The organism is Streptomyces sp. NPDC048297 (genome assembly GCF_043201585.1).
Classification (GTDB): domain Bacteria; phylum Actinomycetota; class Actinomycetes; order Streptomycetales; family Streptomycetaceae; genus Streptomyces.
Map to the genome: position 1 here is coordinate 93,480 of NZ_JBICZA010000015.1, position 17,435 is coordinate 110,914.

General features: G+C 73.8%; 16 protein-coding genes and 1 pseudogene. 15 read left to right on the top strand and 2 right to left on the bottom strand.

Annotation, left to right across the window (positions count from 1 at the left end; all coding sequences use genetic code 11):
• Positions 1–54: 54 nt before the first annotated feature.
• The 8 genes from ACGFYV_RS18525 to ACGFYV_RS18560 all read left to right on the top strand — a co-directional run bounded on the left by ACGFYV_RS18525 (position 55) and on the right by ACGFYV_RS18560 (position 8,351).
• Positions 55–888, top strand: coding sequence for a M55 family metallopeptidase (locus ACGFYV_RS18525; RefSeq protein WP_393879452.1), 834 nt, complete (start codon positions 55–57; stop codon positions 886–888).
• Positions 881–2,185, top strand: a complete 1,305-nt coding sequence (locus tag ACGFYV_RS18530; protein ID WP_393879453.1) for a M20/M25/M40 family metallo-hydrolase — start codon at positions 881–883, stop codon at positions 2,183–2,185. The genes ACGFYV_RS18525 and ACGFYV_RS18530 overlap by 8 nt, the downstream gene beginning before the upstream one ends.
• Positions 2,186–2,199: 14 nt before the next feature.
• A complete protein-coding gene (locus ACGFYV_RS18535; RefSeq protein WP_393879454.1) occupies positions 2,200–4,176 on the top strand; it encodes a prolyl oligopeptidase family serine peptidase in 1,977 nt (658 codons plus the stop codon).
• On the top strand, positions 4,173–5,099 hold the full coding sequence (locus tag ACGFYV_RS18540) for an LD-carboxypeptidase (protein WP_393879455.1): 927 nt from the start codon (positions 4,173–4,175) through the stop codon (positions 5,097–5,099). Before ACGFYV_RS18535 ends, ACGFYV_RS18540 begins: the two co-directional genes overlap by 4 nt.
• Positions 5,100–5,176: 77 nt before the next feature.
• Positions 5,177–5,302 (top strand): hypothetical protein, encoded by a 126-nt coding sequence (locus ACGFYV_RS18545; protein WP_393879456.1) that lies wholly within the window; start codon positions 5,177–5,179, stop codon positions 5,300–5,302.
• A 94-nt stretch (positions 5,303–5,396) separates the two neighbouring features.
• Positions 5,397–5,642 carry a DUF1049 domain-containing protein gene (locus ACGFYV_RS18550; RefSeq protein ID WP_393879457.1) on the top strand — a complete coding sequence of 82 codons (246 nt, stop codon included), beginning with the start codon at positions 5,397–5,399 and terminating at the stop codon, positions 5,640–5,642.
• Between the two features lie 67 nt (positions 5,643–5,709).
• Positions 5,710–6,282 (top strand): GNAT family N-acetyltransferase, encoded by a 573-nt coding sequence (locus tag ACGFYV_RS18555; protein WP_393879458.1) that lies wholly within the window; start codon positions 5,710–5,712, stop codon positions 6,280–6,282.
• Positions 6,283–6,371: 89 nt separating this feature from the next.
• Positions 6,372–8,351, top strand: coding sequence for a DUF5107 domain-containing protein (locus ACGFYV_RS18560; RefSeq protein ID WP_393879459.1), 1,980 nt, complete (start codon positions 6,372–6,374; stop codon positions 8,349–8,351).
• Positions 8,352–8,373: 22 nt separating this feature from the next.
• On the opposite strand, the gene ACGFYV_RS18565 is transcribed toward ACGFYV_RS18560, so the two are convergent.
• A complete protein-coding gene (locus ACGFYV_RS18565) occupies positions 8,374–8,721 on the bottom strand; it encodes a VOC family protein (RefSeq protein WP_393879460.1) in 348 nt (115 codons plus the stop codon).
• A 147-nt stretch (positions 8,722–8,868) separates the two neighbouring features.
• Between ACGFYV_RS18565 and ACGFYV_RS18570 the strand changes: the two genes are divergently transcribed.
• From ACGFYV_RS18570 to ACGFYV_RS18580, 3 genes and pseudogenes are all read left to right on the top strand, one after another.
• Positions 8,869–9,369: a phage holin family protein gene (locus tag ACGFYV_RS18570; RefSeq protein ID WP_393879461.1), complete on the top strand. Its 501-nt coding sequence runs from the start codon at positions 8,869–8,871 to the stop codon at positions 9,367–9,369.
• A 76-nt stretch (positions 9,370–9,445) separates the two neighbouring features.
• Positions 9,446–11,305: pseudogene (locus ACGFYV_RS18575) on the top strand (transketolase); the annotation flags it as partial.
• A gap of 139 nt (positions 11,306–11,444) precedes the next feature.
• The gene (locus ACGFYV_RS18580) at positions 11,445–12,173 is read left to right on the top strand and encodes a GvpL/GvpF family gas vesicle protein (RefSeq protein ID WP_393879462.1); all 729 of its coding nucleotides are present in this window, start codon (positions 11,445–11,447) and stop codon (positions 12,171–12,173) included.
• A 49-nt stretch (positions 12,174–12,222) separates the two neighbouring features.
• Here the strand turns inward: ACGFYV_RS18580 and ACGFYV_RS18585 are convergent, their stop codons facing one another.
• Positions 12,223–13,107 (bottom strand): class I SAM-dependent methyltransferase, encoded by an 885-nt coding sequence (locus ACGFYV_RS18585; protein WP_393879463.1) that lies wholly within the window; start codon positions 13,105–13,107, stop codon positions 12,223–12,225.
• A 191-nt stretch (positions 13,108–13,298) separates the two neighbouring features.
• Here ACGFYV_RS18585 and ACGFYV_RS18590 point away from each other — a divergent pair, with 191 nt between their 5' ends.
• The 4 genes from ACGFYV_RS18590 (at position 13,299) to ACGFYV_RS18605 (ending at position 17,003) form a co-directional block, all read left to right on the top strand.
• Entirely contained in the window at positions 13,299–13,955 is a 657-nt protein-coding gene (locus ACGFYV_RS18590) for a histidine phosphatase family protein (RefSeq protein ID WP_393879464.1), read from the top strand.
• A 151-nt stretch (positions 13,956–14,106) separates the two neighbouring features.
• Entirely contained in the window at positions 14,107–15,726 is a 1,620-nt protein-coding gene (locus tag ACGFYV_RS18595) for an ATP-binding cassette domain-containing protein (RefSeq protein WP_393879465.1), read from the top strand.
• A 97-nt stretch (positions 15,727–15,823) separates the two neighbouring features.
• Positions 15,824–16,111 (top strand): DUF6158 family protein, encoded by a 288-nt coding sequence (locus ACGFYV_RS18600; protein WP_393879466.1) that lies wholly within the window; start codon positions 15,824–15,826, stop codon positions 16,109–16,111.
• A 196-nt stretch (positions 16,112–16,307) separates the two neighbouring features.
• Positions 16,308–17,003: a hypothetical protein gene (locus tag ACGFYV_RS18605; protein ID WP_393879467.1), complete on the top strand. Its 696-nt coding sequence runs from the start codon at positions 16,308–16,310 to the stop codon at positions 17,001–17,003.
• Positions 17,004–17,435: the final 432 nt, after the last annotated feature.

A 17,435-nucleotide genomic window follows, 5' to 3' on the forward strand; every position in this document is an offset into this window, starting at 1 on the left:
TCGGGGGCGTCATGTCGTAGCCCTGCCGCCCACCGGACGCGTAACGTGCCCCGCATGAAGATCCTCATCAGTGCGGACATGGAGGGGGCCACCGGTGTCACCTGGCCGGCCGACGTGCTGCCGGGCACGCCGCAGTGGGAGCGGTGCCGGTCGATGTTCACCTCGGACGTGAACGCCGCCGCTCTGGGCTTCCTCGACGGCGGCGCCGACCAGGTCCTGGTCAACGAGGCCCACTGGAGCATGCGCAACCTGCTCCTGGAACAGCTCGACGACCGGGTCGAGATGCTCACCGGGCGGCACAAGGCGCTGTCCATGGTGGAGGGCGTCCAGCACGGCGACGTGGACGGCATCGCGTTCGTCGGCTACCACGCCGCCGCCGGCATGGAGGGCGTCCTCGCCCACACCTACCTCGCCAACCAGATCACCGGGGTGTGGCTGAACGACGTCCGCGCGAGCGAGGGCCTGCTCAACGCGCACGTCGTCGCCGAGTACGGCGTCCCGGTCGTCCTGGTCACCGGCGACGACGTGGCCTGCGAGGACGCGCTCGGCTACGCGCCCGAGGCGCCGAAGGTCGCCGTCAAGGACCATGTGTCGCGCTACGCGGCGGTGTGCCGCACCCCCGCCCGCACCGCCGCCGACATCCGCGCCGCCGCCAAGGAGGGCGCGCGCCTCGCGGTCCGTCACGCGCCGGTGGAGGCCGGGCCGTTCACCGTCGCGGTGGAGTTCGACGCCGAGCACCTGGCGATGGCCGCCACCGTCGTCCCGGGCGTCGCCCGCGTCGGGGAGCGGAAGGTCGCGTACACCACCGCGACCATGTACGAGGGGATCCGTACGTTCAAGGCGGTCACCACGATCGCCTCGGCAGCCGTGGAGGAGCAGTATGGCTGACCAGCAGGCCCTGGACGAGGTCGTCGAGTTCACCTCCGGCCTGATCCGGATCGACACCACCAACCGGGGCGGCGGCGACTGCCAGGAGCGGCCGGCGGCCGAGTACGCGGCCGAGCGGCTGGCCGGGGCGGGCCTGGAGCCGGTGCTGCTGGAGCGGACGCCGGGGCGGACCAACGTGGTCGCCCGGCTCGCCGGCACGGATCCGTCCGCCGACGCGCTGCTGGTCCACGGCCACCTCGACGTGGTGCTGGCCGAGGCCGCCGACTGGAGCGTGCACCCGTTCTCCGGCGAGGTCCGTGACGGTGTGGTGTGGGGGCGCGGCGCCGTCGACATGAAGAACATGGACGCGATGATCCTGGCGGTCGTCCGCGCCTGGGCCCGGCAGGGGGTACGGCCCCGCCGCGACCTCGTCATCGCGTTCACCGCCGACGAGGAGGCCAGCGCCGAGGACGGCTCCGGGTTCCTCGCCGACCGGCATCCCGGACTGTTCGAGGGCTGCACCGAAGGCATCAGCGAGTCCGGCGCGTTCACCTTCCACGACGGCGCCGGACGCGAGATCTACCCGATCGCGGCGGGGGAGCGCGGCACCGGCTGGCTCAAGCTCACCGCGCGCGGCCGGGCCGGGCACGGCTCCAAGGTCAACCACGAGAACGCGGTGACCCGCCTCGCCGCCGCCGTCACCCGCATCGGCGAGCACGCGTGGCCGCTGCGCCTGACCCCGACCGTACGGGCCGCCCTCACCGAACTCGCCGCGCTCTACGGCATCGAGCCGGACTTCGGCGACGTCGACCGGTTGCTGGAGAAGCTCGGCCCGGCCGCCAAGCTGGTCGAGGCGACCGTCCGCAACAGCTCCAACCCGACCATGCTGGACGCCGGTTACAAGGTGAACGTGATCCCCGGCGAGGCCGTCGCCTTCGTCGACGGACGCTGTCTGCCGGGCGGCGAGGAGGAGTTCACCAGCACGCTGGACCGGCTCACCGGGCCGGACGTCGACTGGGAGTTCGACCACCGCGAGGTCGCCCTTCAGGCCCCCGTGGACTCGCCGACCTACGCCCGGATGCGTGCGGCGGTGGAGGAGTTCGCGCCCGAGGGACACGTGGTGCCGTACTGCATGTCCGGCGGCACCGACGCCAAGCAGTTCTCGCGGCTCGGCATCACCGGCTACGGCTTCTCGCCGCTGAAGCTGCCCGAGGGCTACGACTACCAGGCGCTGTTCCACGGCGTCGACGAGCGGGTGCCCGTCGAGGCGCTGCACTTCGGCGTCCGGGTGCTCGACCGGTTCCTGCGCACGGCCTAGACGAGGGGGAGAGGGTGCTGGAGACAAAGGGGGACGAGTTGCTCACGTCGGCGTACGGTTCCTGGCCCTCGCCCATCGACGCGGCGCTGGCCGCCGCGCACGACGGGCAGCCCGAGTGGGTGGCCTTCGTCGGGGACGAGGTCTGGTGGACCGAGCCCCGGCCCGCCGAGGGTGGCCGCCGGGCCCTGGTGCGGCGCACCGCGGCCGGCACCGAGGAGTCGGTGCTGCCCGCGCCGTGGAACGTGCGCAGCCGGGTCATCGAGTACGGCGGCCGGCCCTGGCACGGGGACGTGCGCGACGGCGTCCCGCTCGTGGTGTTCACCCACTTCGCCGACCAGCGGCTGTACCGGTACGAGGGCGGCGGCGAGCCCGTCCCGCTGACCCCGCTGTCCTCGGTGGGCGGCGGACTGCGCTGGGCCGAGCCGCGCGTGGACCTCGCACGGGGCGAAGTGTGGTGCGTGCTGGAGGAGTTCACCGGGGACGGACCCGGTGACGTGCGGCGCGTCCTGGCCGCCGTACCGCTGGACGGCTCGGCCGCCGAGGACCGGGCCGCCGTACGCGAACTCACCGAGGAGCGGCACCGGTTCGTCACCGGCCCCCGCCTCTCGCCCGACGGGCGCCGGGCCGCCTGGCTCGCCTGGGACCACCCGCGGATGCCCTGGGACGGGACTCAGCTGTGTGTGGGCGAGGTCGGCGACGACGGCACCCTGCACGCGGTGCACACCGTCGCGGGCGGGCCCGAGGAGTCCGTCGCGCAGGTGGAATGGGCCCCGGACGGCGCCCTGTTGTACGCGAGCGACCGCAGCGGCTGGTGGAACCTGTACCGCGACGGCACCCCGCTGTGCCCCCGCGAGGAGGAGTTCGGCGGGGCGCTGTGGAAGCTCGGCTCGCGCTGGTTCGCGCCGCTGGACAACGGGCTGATCGCGGTCGTGCACGGGCGTGGTTCGACCCTGCTCGGGATACTGGACCCCGAGTCCGGCGAGGTCGTCGACGCCGCCGGACCATGGACCGAGTTCGCCGCCACCCTCGCCACCCACGGCACCCGCGTCGTCGCGGTCGGCGCCAGCCCGCGCACCGCGTACGAGGTCGTCGAACTGGACACCTGTACCGGCCGCGCCCGCGCGATCGGCGCCCGCCACCAGGACGCCGTCGACCCCGCCTACTACCCGGAACCGCGGATCCGCACCTTCACCGGCCCCGCAGGCCGCGAGGTGCACGCCCACGTCTACCCGCCCCACCACCCCGGCCGCACCGCACCCGACGGAGAACTGCCGCCCTACGTGATCTGGGCGCACGGCGGGCCGACCAGCCGGGTGCCGCTCGTTCTCGACCTCGACATCGCCTACTTCACCTCCCGGGGCATCGGTGTCGCCGAGGTCGACTACGGCGGCTCCACCGGGTACGGCCGCGAATACCGCGAGCGGCTGCGGGAGCAGTGGGGCGTGGTCGACGTCGAGGACTGCGCGGCCGTCGCGCTCGCCCTCGCCGAGGAGGGCACCGCCGACCCCGGCCGGCTGGCGATCCGGGGCGGCAGCGCGGGCGGCTGGACCACCGCCGTGTCCCTGACCACCACCGACGTCTACGCCTGCGGCACGATCATCTACCCCGTCCTCGACCTCACCTCCTGGGCCACGGGGGAGACCCACGACTTCGAGTCCCGCTACCTGGAGTCGCTGGTCGGCCCGCTCGCCGAGGTGCCCGCCCGGTACGCCGAGCGCTCGCCCGCCGCGCACGCCGACCGGCTCACCGCCCCCTTCCTGCTGCTGCAGGGCCTGGACGACGTCATCTGCCCGCCCGCGCAGAGCGAACGCTTCCTCGCCCGGGTCCAGGGCCGGGGCGTGCCGCACGCCTTCCTCACCTTCGAGGGCGAGGGGCACGGCTTTCGCCGGGCGGACACGATGGTGCGCGCCCTGGAGGCCGAACTGTCCCTGTACGCCCAGGTGTTCGGCCTGGACGTGCCCGATGTCCCGACGCTGGAGCTGCGCACATGAGAGAGCTGGTACGGCCCGCGAGGCTGGCACCCGGAGCGCGCGTGGCCGTCGTCGCGACCAGCGGGCCGGTGCCCGAGGAGCGGCTGGAGGCCGGCCTCGACGTGCTGCGCGGCTGGGACCTCGACCCCGTCGTCGCCCCTCATGTGCTCGACCGGCACGAGGAGTTCGGCTACCTCGCGGGCTCGGACGCCGACCGGGCCGCCGACTTCCAGAACGCCTGGTGCGACCCGGCGGTGGACGCGGTGCTGTGCGCCCGCGGCGGTTACGGCGTCCAGCGGATGATCGACCTGCTCGACTTCGAGGCGATGCGCGCCGCCGGCCCCAAGCTGTTCGTCGGCTTCAGCGACCTGACCGTCCTGCACGAGGCCATCGCCACCCGCCTCGGCCTCGTCACCCTGTACGGGCCGATGGCCGCCGGCATCGACTTCATCAAGAACGAACGCGCACAGAACCATCTGCGGGCCACGCTGTTCGCGCCGGAGACGGTGCGCACCATCGGCTCCGCCGGTGGCCGGGCCCTCGTCCCCGGCCGGGCCCGCGGGGTCACCCTCGGAGGCTGTCTGTACCTGCTCGCCGCCGAACGCGGCATCCCGCACGCCCGCCCCTCGGCGAGCGGCGGGCTGCTGTGCCTGGAGGACGTGGGCGAGACGACGTACCGGCTGGACCGCTACCTCACCCAACTCCTGCGCTCGGGCTGGTTCGAGGGGGTGCGCGGGGTGCTGCTCGGGTCCTGGGACGAGTGCGACCCCTACGACCGCCTGCGGCCGATGCTCGCCGACCGGCTCGGCCCGCTCGGGGTCCCCGTCGTCGAGGAGTTCGGGTTCGGGCACTGCGCGGGCGCGCTGACCGTCCCCTTCGGAGTGACGGCCGAACTCGACGCGGACGCGGGCACGCTGACGCTGGACGAACCCGCTCTGCGCTGAACTCCCCGGATCCGCCTACTGAGTCTCCCTTCTGAGCCTCCCTGCTGAATCTGCCTACCGGAGTCTGCCTACGCTTCGTGAGCGCGGCGAGCGACGACGCGTACGCCGGCAACCGGGGCATCAAGCCGGTCACCGTGGTCAGCGCGCCCGGCGGCACCGGGGTGGTGCGGCTGCCGGTCGTCGGCGGCCAGGCCGTGTCGTGAAAGCCGGCCGGCCGCCGTCCCCGCCGGCCGGCCGAGTCACCCGGAGGGCGCCGTCCGCCGTGCGGGGCGGCGCTCTCGCGCCCACCCTGGTCGCATGAGCCCGAAGACCCCGGACAACGGCGCCGCGACCGGCGGCAAGGGCCGGCTCACGGGGCCCACCCGGATGACCGTGCTCGCCCTCGCGGTCCTCACGCTGGTCTTCGTCCTCCAGAACACCGCGCCCGTCCGGATCGGGCTGCTGGGCTCCGAGGTCACCGTGCCCCTGTGGACGGCGCTGCTCGCCACCGGCGCCCTCGGCGCGCTGTGCGGGGCGTACGCCGTGAAGCGCCGTGACCAGTGACTCCTGCCGTCTCCTGTGTTCCGATTCCCGCGAGCGGCACGGCAGGCGCCGCGCGTAGTCTGGCCCGATGCCCCACACCGCGCCCCATCACCTCGCCGAAGGCCCGCGCGTGGCCATCCGCCACTTCACCCTTGAGGACGGCCCCGAGTTCACCGCCCGGACCAGGCAGAGCAAGGACCTGCACCGGCCGTGGCTGTTCCCGCCGGACACCGACGAGGCGTACGCCGCCTACGCGGGCCGGCTGATCGAGGACCCGACCAAGGCCGGGTTCCTGGTGTGCGAGCGGGACTCCGGGGACATCGCCGGGTTCATCAACATCAACAATATCGTCCGGGGCGGCTTCCTGTGCGGCGCCCTCGGCTACGGCGCCTTCGCGCACGCGGCCGGACGGGGCCTGATGCGCGAGGGGCTGGACCTGGTGATCGGGTACGCGTTCGGGCCGCTCGGCCTGCACCGGCTGGAGATCAACGTCCAGCCCGAGAACACCGCCTCCGTCGCCCTCGCCCGCGGCGCCGGCTTCCGCCTCGAAGGCTTCTCGCCCGCCATGATCCACATCGACGGCGCCTGGCGGGACCACGAGCGCTGGGCCCTGACCGCCGAGATGCGCTCCGCGACCGCCGGGACGCGCGCCGCGGGCTGACGGCCGCAGACCTCGCGCCGCCGCCGTGGGCACCTTTGCGCAATCCTGACCCGTACGTCCCCTGGCCGTGGCGCGCCCCGGGAGGTTCCATGGTCATCGTGACGAGGATCCGACGTGAGGTACTGACCCTGCCCGCCGCGCAGTTGGGACCGGACAACCCCCTGCCCCCGCTGCGCCCGCTCGACGAGGTCCACCACATCGACGCCCGGGACCGGGAGGAGATGCCCCGGGACATGGCCCGCCAGCTCGGCCACGCGCCACTGACCAGTCTCCTCCCGGTCCGCGTCCGCGACGGATACGGCAGACACCGCGAACCCCGCACGCTGGACGCGCTGGTGATCGAGAACGACCGGCTGCGCGCCACCGTCCTGCCCGGCCTCGGCGGTCGCGTCGCCTCCCTCGTGCACCTGCCCACCGGACGCGAACTCCTCTACCGCAACCCGGTGTTCCAGCCCGCCAACTTCGCCCTCAACGGCGCCTGGTACTCCGGCGGCATCGAATGGAACATCGGCGCCACCGGCCACACCACCCTGTCCTGCGCACCCCTGCACGCCGCCCGCGTCCCCGCCCCCGACGGCGGTGAGATGCTGCGCCTGTGGGAGTGGGAGCGGCTGCGCGACCTGCCCTTCCAGGTCGACCTGTGGCTCCCGGACGGCTCCGACTTCCTCCACGTCGGCGTCCGCGTCCGCAACCCGCACGAGCGGCCCGCCGCCACCTACTGGTGGTCCAACATCGCCGTTCCCGAGGACCGCAGGATCCTCGCCCCGGCGCAAGAGGCCTGGCATTTCGGCTACGAGCGCCGGCTGCGCCGCGTCCCCGTCCCCTCGTACCACGGCACCGACCGCACCCACCCGCTCAACAGCCCTTATGCCGCCGACTACTTCTACGAGATGCCCGACGGCCGGCGCCGCTGGATCGCCGCGCAGGCCGCCGACGGGCACGCACTGGTGCAGACCTCCACCGACGTGCTGCGCGGCCGGAAACTCTTCGTGTGGGGCAGCCGCCCCGGCGGCCGTACCTGGCAGCGCTGGCTCACCGAACCCGGCACCGACGGCTACTGCGAGATCCAGGCCGGCCTCGCCCGCACCCAGCTCGAACACGTCCGCATGGAGGCCGAGAGCGAGATCTCCTGGCTGGAGGCGTACGGCCCGCTCGACACGTCCCCCGGCGGCGACGACGGCGACGACGGCGACTGGGGCGACGCCGTCCGGGCGGTGGAGGAGCGGCTGGAGGCGGCGCTGCCCCGCACCCGCGTCGAGGAGGCGTACGCGGCCTGGAAGCCGTACGCCGACGCCGAGCCCGGCGAGTACCTCGCCACCGGATCCGGCTGGGGCGCGCTCGAAGTGCTGCGCGCCGACCTGAAGCTGTCCGGCACGCCCTTCCCGGAGTCCGCTCTCGGCGAGGCGCAGGCACCCTGGCGGGAACTGCTGCGCACCGGCTCCCTGCCCGAGCCGCGCCGCGTCCGCCCGCCCGGCGAGACGCTCGTCGCCCCGCACTGGCGGGACATGCTGGAGACCGCCCCGGCCACCCCGCACACCGAGTACCACCTCGGCGTCGCCCAGTGGCACGCCGGCGACCGGGCCCAGGCGGTCCGCAGCTGGGAACGCGGCCTCACGCTCGCCCCGTCCCAGTGGCCCCTGCTGCGCTGTCTGGCCGTCGCCGACCAGGAGGCCGGCCATCACGAGCGCGCCGCCGAACGGTACGCGGACGCCTTCGACGACCTGTGCCGCGAGCGGCGCGACGACGGCGAGACCTGGACCGCGGCGCTCGCCGCGCTCGGCCGCGAGACCCTGGAGGCGCTGCTGCGGGCACGGCGGGCGGCCGACGCCCGCTCCGTCTGGGAGCGGCTGCTGCCCGCCGTACGGCAGCGCGGCCGGTTCCGGCTGCTGGAGGCCGAACTGCTCCTCGCCGAGGGACGGCCGGCGGGCGCCCGCGCCGTCTTCGAGGAGGGGTTCGAGGTGGACGACCTGCGCGAGGGCGTGATCGCGATCGACCGCCTGTGGGCCCGCCTGACCGCGGAGCCCCTGCCCGCCCGGTACGACTTCCGGATGCGCCCGGACACGCCCTGAGAGGGGCCCCGGAACAGTTCGGTCAGCCCGTCTGGTCGACGTACTCGAAGATCGAACCGTCCGGGTGCACCGCGAGGAGGTTACGGCCCGCCGGCGTCGACACCGGCCCCGCGACGACGTGGGCGCCCAGCTCGGTCAGCAGCCGGTGGGCCTCCTCCACGTCCTTCACCGCGATGGTCGCCGTCACCTTGCGCAGCACCTCCAGCTCGGACTCGGGCCCGCTCATCACAAGAAAGGAGCCGACCGCGGCGACCTGCACGCCACCCCGCTCGAACCGGAGCGCACTGGCGCCCGCCAGACGCTCGTAGAACGGGATCGCGGTGTCGAGGTCGTCGACGCAGATGCGCAGCGAGGCGCCCATAATCTCCATACGCAGGAGCCTAGTTGGGCCGCCCGGCCGCGCACAGGGGCCCCACGGCCGCACGCCCTGCCGGCACCGCCGCCCCCGGCCGGCTCCGCCTCCACCCGGTCCGCGCCTGCGCCGTTACACGTGGTGTCCGAGGGGTACCCGGGGGCCATGGAGCGCTTGGATCACCTGGAACATCTGGACAAGGACCTCGTCGACGAGCTGGCTCAGGTGGCACGCGAGACGGTCCGCGACGAGCTGCGCGAGCAGACCCGCAAGCAGCGCCGCACGGCCGTCCTGTACGCGGCGTCCGGCACCCTCGCCCTGTACGCGGGTGCCGCGGTCGCGCTCGCCGTGGGCCTGGCCCTGGCGACGGTCCTGCCCGCCTGGGCAGCCGCCCTGATCACCGCCGCGATCCTGGGCGTCCTCGCCCAGGTGCTGCGCGGCATCGCCCACCCGAGGCACCCGCACGGCCCCGGCCTCGGCACCGGCCTCGGCACCGGCCTCGGCACCGGCACCGGTACCGGCACCGGTACCGGCACCGGCACCGGCACGGCCCACGGTGCCACCGGCGGCCTCGGCGTGCGCTATCCGCCCATGCCCTCGACGCCCCCGCCGCCCCCGGCCGTCCCCCCGGACCCCGACTTGGGAGGCCCCCACCACCGGGCCTGAGAGGACCGGCCCGGCGCCGCGCCCAAGCGAATAGCAGCGCACAAGCGAACAGCAGCGCACCAGGAGAAAGCAGCGCACAAGGAGACACATGAACACCGACGAACTCGTCGACCTGGGACAGCAGTTGCGGGTGGACAGCGTGCGGGCCGCCGCCGCGGCCGGCTCCGGGCACCCGACCTCCTCGATGTCCGCCGCCGACCTGATGGCCGTACTCCTCGCCCACCACCTGCGCTACGACTTCGAGCGCCCCGAGCACCCCGCCAACGACCGCTTCGTCCTCTCCAAGGGCCACGCCTCGCCCCTGCTGTACGCCGCCTACAAGGCGGCCGGCGTGCTCGACGACGGCGAACTGCTCACCTTCCGCAAGCTCGGCAGCCGCCTGGAGGGACACCCGACCCCGCGCCGGCTGCCCTGGGTGGAGACGGCCACCGGCTCCCTCGGCCAGGGCCTGCCCGTCGGCGTCGGCATCGCCCTCGCCGGGAAACGGCTCGACCACTCCGGATTCCGCGTGTGGGTGCTGTGCGGCGACAGCGAGCTGGCCGAGGGCTCGGTCTGGGAGGCCGCCGAAGCGGCGGGGTACGAGCACCTGGACAACCTCACCGCGATCGTGGACGTCAACCGGCTCGGCCAGCGCGGCCCGACCCGGCACGGCCACGACCTGGACGCCTACGCCCGCCGCTTCGAGGCCTTCGGCTGGCACACCGTCGAGACCGACGGGCACGACGTCGAGGCGGTCGACCGGGCGTACACCGAGGCCCGCTCGACCACCGGACGGCCCACCGCGATCCTGGCCCGCACCTTCAAGGGCAGGGGCGTCGCCTCCGCCGAGGACCGCGAGGGCATGCACGGCAAACCGCTGCCCCACCCCGAGGAGGCCGTCGCGGAACTCGGCGGACGGCGCGAGCGGCACGTCCGCGTCGGCGAACCGCCCGCCGCCCCGGTCCGCCGCTCGATCAACGGCGAACCCCTCCGGCTCCCGCGCTACGCCCGGGGCGAGCGGGTCGCCACCCGGGACGCCTTCGGCAAGGCCCTCGCGGCGCTCGGCTCCGCCCGCGGTGACGTCGTCGCCCTGGACGGCGAGGTCGGCGACTCCACCCGTACCGAACTCTTCGCCAAGGAGCACCCCGACCGGTTCTTCGAGTTCTACATCGCCGAGCAGCAGCTCGTCGCCGCCGCCGTCGGCATGGCCGTGCGCGGCTGGCTGCCGTACGCGTCCACGTTCGCGGCCTTCTTCAGCCGCGCCTACGACTTCGTGCGCATGGCCTCCATCAGCGGTTCCGGGATCAACCTGGTGGGCTCGCACGCGGGAGTCGCCATCGGGCAGGACGGCCCCTCGCAGATGGGCCTGGAGGACCTGGCGATGTTCCGGGCCGTGTACGGCTCCACGGTGCTGTATCCGTGCGACGCCAACCAGGCCGCCCGGCTCGTCGCCGCGATGGCCGACCTGGACGGCATCCGCTATCTGCGCACCTCACGCGGTGCGAGCCCGGTGATCTACGGCCCCGACGAGGAGTTCCCGGTCGGCGGCAGCAAGGTGCTGCGCGCCGGCGAGGCGGACCGGCTGACCGTCGTCGCGGCCGGGGTCACCGTGCACGAGGCGCTGGCAGCCGCCGACCGGCTCGCGCAGGAGGACATCCCGGTCCGGGTCGTCGACCTGTACTCCGTCAAGCCCGTCGACGCCGGGACTCTGCGGCGGGCCGCCGAGGAGACCGGCTGTCTGCTGACCGTCGAGGACCACCGCGAGGAGGGCGGCCTCGGCGACGCCGTCGCGGAGGCCTTCACCGACGGACGGCCCGTACCCCGCCTGGTCCGTCTCGCCGTGCGCACGATGCCGGGCTCCGCCGACCCCGACGAGCAGCTGCACGCCGCGGGCATCGACTCCCTGAACATCACGGCCGCCGTGAAGCTGTTGGTCGAGGAGGCGGTCGTGCGGTGAGGGCGGTCGTGCCGGTGAGAGTGAACCTGCTGGTGAAGGCGATCGTGCGGTCAGTGGTGACATCGGCGCGTACCTTTCCTGAGGACATGGCGAGGGCCGATCCTGAGAGCATGACGGGGACCGGTCCCGAGGAGGCGCCATGACCCGACTGCGCTACGTCTACGCCATCTGCCGCCCTCTCGACGCGCCCTTGCAGGCCGAGCTGACCGGCGTCGGGGGCGTCCCTCCGGCGCTGCTGCACCACCAGGGGCTGGTCGCGGTCGTCAGCAAGGTCCCGGAGACCGAATTCGACGAGGAGGTGCTGCTCGCCCATCTGGAGGACGCGGAGTGGCGGGCCGCCGCCGTCCGCGCTCATGAGGGCGTGATCGACGCGCTCACCACCGTCACCACCCCGCTGCCGCTCCGGCTCGCGACCGTCGTCCCGGACGACAGCGGGGTGCGTACGATGATCGAGTCCCGCGGGGCGGCCTTCCGGCGGATCCTGGACCGGCTGGAGGGCAGGTTGGAGTGGGGCGTACGGATGTACCTGGAGCCGGGGACCGAGCCGGGGACCGAGCCGGAGACCGGGACCGGGCTGGGGGAGGGGTCCGAGTCCGCCGAGCCGGTGCCCGCCGGTGCCGTGGTGTTCGCCCGGTCGGTGCACGAGCGGCTCGCCCGGTACGCCGAGGATTCCCGGCTGCACGCCCCGCACCACGTCGAGACGTCCGAGGTGCCCGGCCGCAAGGTCCTCGACGCGGCCTATCTGGTGCCCCGCGCGGACTGCGAGAAGTTCGTGGAACTGGTCGATCGCGCGAAGGACGAGGCACCCGGGCTCCGCGTGGAACTCAGCGGTCCCTGGGCCGCCTACTCCTTCACCGGGGAGGCGTGACCCGGCGGTACCGCGGAGTCACGCCTCATGCCACGCCTTATTTGACGGCTCACGCGTCCTTGCGGCACAGGATCTCCCCGTGCAGGACCGCGAACCAGCCGTCCTCGCGCCGGCCCCAGTCCCGCCAGGCCCGGGACACCGCCCGCAACTGCTCGGGGGTGGCGTGGCCGCCCTCCGTGGCGCGCTCGGCGTAAGCCGGGGCGAGGGTGCGGTCCGCCCACAGCCCGCTCCACCACTCCCGTTCCTCGGCGGTGGAGTACGTCCACGTCCCGGACGTGGCCGTGATGTCCGTCAGGCCGGCGGCCAGCGCCCACGCCTTCAGCCGGCGCCCGGCGTCCGGCTCGCCGCCGTTGGCCCGCGCCACCCGCCGGTACAGGTCCAGCCAGTCGTCCAGTCCGGGAACCTCCGGATACCAGGTCATCGCCGCGTAGTCCGCGTCACGGACGGCGACGAACCCGCCCGGCTTCGTCACCCGCCGCATCTCGCGCAGCGCCTGCACCGGGTCGCCGACGTGCTGGAGCACCTGGTGGGCGTGGACCACGCAGAAGGTGTCGTCCGGGAAGTCCAGGGCGTGGACGTCCGCGACCGCGAAGTCGACGTTGGTCAGTCCGCGCCCGGCCGCGGTGGCCCTGGCCTGCTCCAGGATGCCCGGCGCGTGGTCGACGCCGGTGACATGGCCGTCCGGGACCAGTTCCGCCAGGTCGGCGGTGATCGTGCCCGGACCGCAGCCGATGTCGAGGATCTTCATGTGCGGTTTCAGCGAACCGAGCAGGTAGGCGGCGGAGTTGGCCACGGTCCGCCAGGTGTGCGAGCGCAGCACCGACTCGTGGTGCCCGTGCGTGTAGACGGCGGTCTCCCGCGCTCTCGGCTGCGGTTCCTGCGGCTGCGGCTGCTGATGCGGATGCTGCGGCGGTTGCTGCTGCGCGTTCGGCATGGCGGTTGCCCCTTCGTCCTCGTCGACGGACCGGTCACGGGGCCGGACCCGGCCCCGTTCCGCGATGCGCCGAACGCTACTCCCGCATGTCGAATGATGAGACTCGTGTTTTGGTATATGGACTGACTAGGTGTCAGGTGTGCTGGTTCGGCGGGTGCGGTGCGGGTACCGCGGTGCGGTTACCCTGGAGCATGCGCCTGCTCCTCGTCCGTCACGGCCAGACCCCCTCCAACGTCGGTCACCTGCTCGACACCGCCGTGCCCGGCCCCGGCCTGACCCCGCTCGGCGAGGCACAGGCCGCCGCGCTGCCCGAGGCGCTCGCCGGGGAGGACATCGAGGCCCTCTACGTCTCCACGCTGCTGCGCACACAGCTCACCGCCGCCCCGCTGGCCGCGGCCCGGGGCCTGGAGGCGATCGTCCGCGACGGCATCCGCGAACTGTCCGCGGGCGACCTGGAGATGCTGCCCGGTGAGTCCCCCGAGGGCCGGGTGTACATGCGGACCGCGTTCGCGTGGGCGACGGGCGCCACCGCGCCGCGCATTCCCGGCGGGGAGAACGGCGAGGAGGCCCTCGGCCGGTACGACGCCGTGATCGCCGAGGCCGCCGCGAGCGGCGCCGGCGCCGTCGCCATGGTCAGCCACGGCGCCGCGATCCGGGTGTGGGTCGCCGCACGCGCGGACAACGTCGACGCCGCCTTCGCCGCCGCCCGCCCCCTCGCGAACACCGGCGTGGTCGTCCTGGAGGGCTCCCCGTCCGACGGCTGGAAGGCCCTGTCCTGGGAGGGCGCCACGGTCCTGCCGGCGGGGGAGAGCGGCCCGACGGGAGAACCGGTGGACACGATGGGGTGACGGTCGCGGTGACGGCTGCGATGACGGCCTGGTGAGTGGGCGCCGCCCCCCTCAGGCCCCCCTCGGGCGCCCTCGGCCCCCTCACCACCCGAAACTCACCACCCGAAACGGGTTTGCCCCGGCTCGGGCGCGCCCCGCAGAATGCCTGCCCATGGGACATCTGGAAGCCGCACACCTCGAGTACCACCTCCCCGACGGGAGGACGCTGCTCGGCGACGTGTCCTTCCGGGTGGGCGAAGGCGCCGTCATGGCGCTGGTCGGCCCGAACGGCGCGGGCAAGACGACCTTGCTGCGGCTGATCTCCGGCGAGCTGAAGCCGCACGGCGGCACGGTCACCGTCGGCGGTGGCCTCGGCGTCATGCGCCAGTTCGTGGGTTCCGTACGGGACGAGACGACCGTACGCGACCTGCTCGTCTCCGTCGCGCCGCCCCACATCCGCGCCGCGGCGAAGGCCGTCGACGAGGCCGAGCACCTCATCATGACCGTCGACGACGAGGCCGCCCAGCTCCGCTATGCCCAGGCGCTCGCCGACTGGGCCGAGGCGCGCGGCTACGAGGCCGAGACCCTCTGGGACATGTGCACCACCGCCGCGCTCGGCGTCCCCTACGAGAGCGCCCAGTGGCGCCAGGTGGGCACCCTCTCCGGCGGCGAGCAGAAACGCCTGGTCCTGGAGGCGCTGCTGCGCGGCACCGACGAGGTGCTGCTCCTCGACGAGCCGGACAACTACCTCGACGTACCCGGCAAGCGCTGGCTGGAGGAACAGCTGAAGGAGACCCGCAAGACGGTCCTGTTCGTCTCCCACGACCGTGAACTCCTCGCCCGCGCCGCCGAGAAGATCGTCTCCGTCGAGCCGGGGCCGGCGGGCGCCGACGCCTGGGTCCACGGCGGCGGCTTCGCCACCTATCACGAGGCCCGCCGCGAACGCTTCGCCCGCTTCGAGGAACTGCGCCGCCGCTGGGACGAGAAGCACGCCCAGCTGAAGAAGCTCGTCCTGAACCTCCGTCAGGCCGCCGCCGTCAGCCACGAGATGGCCTCGCGCTACGCCGCCGCGCAGACCCGCCTGCGCAAGTTCGAGGAGGCCGGGCCTCCGCCCGAGCCCCCGCGCGAGCAGGACATCACCATGCGCCTGAAGGGCGGCCGTACCGGCGTACGGGCCGTCACCTGCGTACAGCTCGAACTCACCGGCCTGATGAAGCCGTTCGACCTTGAGGTCTTCTACGGCGAACGGGTCGCGGTCCTCGGCTCCAACGGCTCGGGCAAGTCCCACTTCCTGCGCCTGCTCGCCGGCGAGGACGTCGCGCACACGGGCGAGTTCAGGCTCGGCGCCCGGGTCGTGCCCGGCCACTTCGCGCAGACCCACGCCCACCCCGAGCTGGTCGGCCGCAGCCTCCTCGACATCCTGTGGAAGGAACACGCCCAGGACCGGGGCGCGGCCATGTCCCGGCTGCGCCGCTACGAACTCACCGGCCAGGCCGAACAGGCCTTCGACCGGCTCTCCGGCGGTCAGCAGGCCCGCTTCCAGATCCTGCTCCTGGAGCTGGCCGGCGCCACCGCGCTGCTCCTGGACGAGCCCACCGACAACCTCGACCTGGAGTCCGCCGAGGCCCTCCAGGAAGGCCTGGAGGCCTTCGACGGCACCGTCCTCGCGGTCACCCACGACCGCTGGTTCGCCCGCTCCTTCGACCGCTTCCTGGTCTTCGGCAGCGACGGCCGCCTGCGCGAGACCACCGAGCCCGTCTGGGACGAGCGCCGGGTGGAGCGCGCCCGCTGACCCGGAAGTTCGTACAGTGGAGGCAGGAACGCGAGCTCCAAGGCTCCCTCCCGGAACCGCGCGGGGGCGGTGCACCTCGGGCGGGTACCCGGGCCGCATGAAGGCACTCGACGAGCGGGGTACCACCATGACCGGAGTCGACCCCGGCCGGCTGGACGACCAGCAGCTCATGAAAGAGCTGGAGACGATCCACCGCACACGGCACGACACCCTCCTGTACGGCTCGAACGACGCCCTGCGCACCCACAACGAGCGCATGGCCCAGCTGGAGGGCGAATACCTGCGCCGCAACCCGCGCCGCCTGGTCAGCGCCGGCCGCACCCGCGAGGGCGCCCGGGACCGCTGCTGCGGCGAACCGGCAGCCGCGGAGGCCTCCGGCGCCTGAGGCCGTGAGGTCACCCGCCCGGCCGTTCGCGTCCCGCGAATGGGGTCCGGCCGCGCGCGGTACGGCGGCCGGGGGGCTGTGATGGCAGCGAGGGCACGAGAGCCGTGTCCCTGAGGTGGACGGCGAGTGGTGCCGGGCCGGTGGTCGCCGGCCGGCCGCCGGTCGTCGGCCGCCGCCCTGCCGAGGAGCCCGTCCCATGCGCCGCACCGCCCGTGCCCTGTCCGTCGCCGTCCTGGCCGGGGCCGCGCTCGTCATACCGGGACCCGCCGCGTACGCGGACCCGGCCGCCGAGGCGACTCCCGGCCCGCTTCAGCCCGGCGGCCCGGCCTCCGCGCCCGCCGCCTGCGGCCCTTCGACCGGACCGGCACCACAGGCCCACGAGGCCACCCCGCAGGCCTTCGAGGACCACACCATGAGCCTGCGCCGGTCACCCGGCTCCGCCGACTGCTCCGCAGGTACGGACGGACAGGACAAGGCGTGGAGCCCGGACGCGGCGGGAGAGGGGGAAGGGGACGAGGAGGGGGACGGCCAGGATCAGGGCTCGTTCCAGGACGAGGACAGCGAGGACGCGGGCGCGGGCCAGGGCCAGGGTCAGGACCGGGGTCAGGAACAGGACGAGGGCGAGGGCGCGGGCGCGGGCCAAGGTCAGGACCGGAGTCAGGAACAGGGAGAGGGGCAGGACGAGGGACAGGGCCAGGGGCACGAGGAATGCGCGGACTCGCACAGCGGGGACTGTGCCCCGGCGAGCGTGCAGCACGGGGTCGAGGCCGGAGCGGGTGGATCGTTCAACGATTCGGTTCCTGCCCTGGTCATCGGCGGTGCGCTGATCGCCACCGCGTGCGGAGGCGGGGCCTACCGGCTGTACGGCCGCAGGCGCTCCCCGCAGGCCTGAGCGACGGCTCCGGGCAGACCGTGCCCGGGGCCGATTCCGGCCACGGGCCATGGAGAGCTGCCACCCCGGGTACACACCTTCCCGAGGGCACCACCCGCATCCCCCTACGCACCGACCACACCCACCCACCGACCCCACCCCACGCACCAGCCAGACCCCAGCACGACGCGGACGAGACCTCGCAGGACGGGCCGAGTCCCAGCGCCCCGTCGGCGGCGCGGAAACTGGAGCGGCGAACGAGAGGAGCGATGCCCGGACGAAACCTCATCGGGCACAGGGAGTCCCTGAGCCTGCCTACGGCCGAAGCGGGAGTAGCGGACAGCAGGAAGACGGCCCGGACGAAACCCCAGCCGGTACGCGGAGTCCCTGAGTCCCGGCGGCGGTCGAAGCGGGAGTAGCGGTCGGGAGGTGCGCGGTGTGGACGAGACCTCG